Origin of the sequence: Streptomyces niveus, from assembly GCF_001723055.1 — a bacterium.
GTDB classification, from domain to species: domain Bacteria; phylum Actinomycetota; class Actinomycetes; order Streptomycetales; family Streptomycetaceae; genus Streptomyces; species Streptomyces niveus.
This window is the reverse complement of the sequence record NZ_MDCR01000429.1, coordinates 1-2,410: the sequence shown is the minus strand read 5'-3', so window position 1 is coordinate 2,410 and position 2,410 is coordinate 1. Positions and strand designations below refer to the sequence as shown.

The 2,410-nt window shown below is 70.4% G+C and carries 2 protein-coding genes; both read right to left on the bottom strand.

From position 1 onward, the window contains the following. Positions 1-28: 28 nt before the first annotated feature. Positions 29-877 carry a TetR/AcrR family transcriptional regulator gene (locus BHU15_RS35415; protein WP_079128604.1) on the bottom strand — a complete coding sequence of 283 codons (849 nt, stop codon included), beginning with the start codon at positions 875-877 and terminating at the stop codon, positions 29-31. A 45-nt stretch (positions 878-922) separates the two neighbouring features. Continuing rightward, positions 923-2,410: MFS transporter (locus BHU15_RS35410; protein WP_069630869.1), on the bottom strand; the 1,488-nt coding region annotated here is incomplete at its 5' end.

The window sequence follows — 2,410 nt, the reverse complement described above, 5'->3', positions numbered from 1 at the left end:
GTTCAGCCGCGCTCCCGCATCGTGGCGTTCAGCCACGCTCCCGCATCGTCTCGATGCCCGCGACGAGGACGTCGAGCGCGAACGTGAAGTCCCGTTCGCGCATCTCCTCGACCGTCTCGCCGCCGCGCGCCTCCATCATCTCCTCGGCCTGCTCGAAACGGCCCTGGTACTCGGGCTGTTCGTGGATCGACCCCATGGCGTGCCGGTGGTACTGATCCTGCGTCATGCCGGCCTCGGCGCAGCGCTGGACGAAGTGGCCCTCGATCGTGCCGAAGCCGTAGACGAACTGGAAGACGGCGGACAGCGCGCCCATCTGGCCGTGCGCGGGCAGGCCCGTGCCGCGCATGACGCGTTGTACGGCGGTGGAGAACTCCATCGAATGCGGGCCGATGTTGAGGAACTTGCCGACGAGCGGTGACACCCAGGGGTGCCGGACCAGCAGGGCCCGGTAACTGACGGCGAGTTCGCGCAGCTCGTCGCGCCAGTCGGTCTGCGTACCGTCGTCGGCCGTCCCCGGCAGGGTGACGATCTCCGTGTAGACGGAGTCCAGGGCGAGTTCGAGGAGGTCGTCCTTGGTGTCCACGTACCAGTAGAGGGACATGGCGGTCACGCCCAGCTCGGCCGCGAGCCGCCGCATGGAGAACTTGGCGGGGCCCTCCGCGTCGAGCAGCCGTACCGAGACCGCGATGATGCGGTCCCTGTCCAACCCGGTGGGATGGTCGGTACGTTCGCTCTTGCGGCCACGGGCCGCCGGCTTGCCCTCCAGCCAGACGCTGGTCCGCAGGGGTTGCCCGGCCTTGTCGCCCGCCTTGTCGCCGGCCCTTTCGCCGTCCCTGTCGCTGGCCTTGTCGCTGGCCTTGTCGGCTGCCGACTCCATGGATGAGCCTCCTCGGTTCCTCGGCCCGTTCGTGCGGATCCGATGTTATGCCTCGGATGTCCGGGACACGCCCTGGCGTTCCACCCGCTCGGCACGGCGCAGCAGGAGCGCGGCGAGCAGGCCGCCCGCGAGCACGGCCGCCGCGCCCACCAACTGGCTTGTCTCCAGCCCTCGGGCGAACGCGTCGGAGATGCCGGCCCGCTCCGCGTCGCCGCCGGGGCCCGGCTCGACGGCCGCGAGGGCGGCGGGCAGCGAGGACGCGCCCACGGCGGCGGGTACGAGCGCGGCGAACCGGGAGTTGAGTACGGCTCCGAGGACGGCGACCCCGAGTCCGTTGCCGAATTCGGCGAGCGTGCCGTTGACACCCGCGCCGACGCCCGCCTTCTCGGGCGGGATCGCGCTCATGATGGCGTTGGCCATGACGGGCATCGAGAGCGCGACGCCCGCGCCCATCACGACGAGTCCGACCAGCATCCCGTGGTAGCCGCCGGCGCCGAGGACGGCGATGGCGGCGAGTCCGGCGGCCACCAGGGACATGCCGACGGCGATGGTGACGGGTGTGCCCATCTTGCCCGCGAGCCACGGTCCGAGGCCGGTGAGGTTGAGCGCGACGACGGTGACGGCGAGCGGAGCCGTGCGCAGTCCGGCGTCCAACGGGCCGTATCCGAGGACGAATTGCAGATGCTGCGTGAGCAGGAACAGCGAGCCCGTCATGCCGAAGGCGACGAGGACCGCGCCCGCGACGGCGCCGACGAAGCGCTGGTTGCGGAAGAAGTGCATGTCGAGCATCGGGTACGGGATGTGCGACTCCCAGGCCACGAAGGCGCCCAGGACGAGTACCCCGACCGCTGCCGGGAGCAGCACCTGGGCGGACGTCCAGCCGTGGTCCGGGCCGGAGATGATCGCGTACACGACGGCGGTCATGCCGATCACGGAGAGCAGCGCGCCCAGCAGGTCGGGCCGGTCGCCCTGGCGGCTCCTGGACTCCGGTACGAGTGCGACGACGGCCAGCAGGCCGAGCACCACGACCGGGATGTTGATGAGGAAGATGGCCCCCCACCAGAAGTGGTCGAGCACGGCGCCGCCGAGCACCGGTCCGGCGGCGAAGCCCAGTGAATTGACCGTCGACCAGAGGGCGATGGCCTTGATGCGTTCCTGGTCGTCGAAGATCTGGACGATGACGGCGAGTGTGGTGGTGATCAACAGGGCGCCACCGACGCCCATTCCGGCGCGCGCGGCGATCAACTGGCCGGAGGACTGGGCGAGTCCGGCGGCCAGCGAGCCGACGCCGAACAGCGCGAGGCCGGCGATGAGCATCTTCTTGCGGCCGTAGCGGTCGGCGGCGTTGCCGGCGGTGAGCAGGAGGCCGGACTGGACGAGCGAGTAGGCGTTGATCATCCACTGGACGTCGGCGGTGGAGGCGTGCAGTTCGGTGGTGAGGGAGGGGATCGCGACGCTGAGGACGGTGTTGTCGATGAGCACCGTGAGCTGGGCGAGGCAGATGACGCCCAGGATCAGCCAGCGCTGGGGGTG

What these genes read in the sequence shown, in the direction of transcription:
- BHU15_RS35415 (WP_079128604.1), bottom strand. Translation starts at nt 877, where the DNA reads ATGGAGTCGGCAGCCGACAAGGCCAGCGACAAGGCCAGCGACAGGGAC.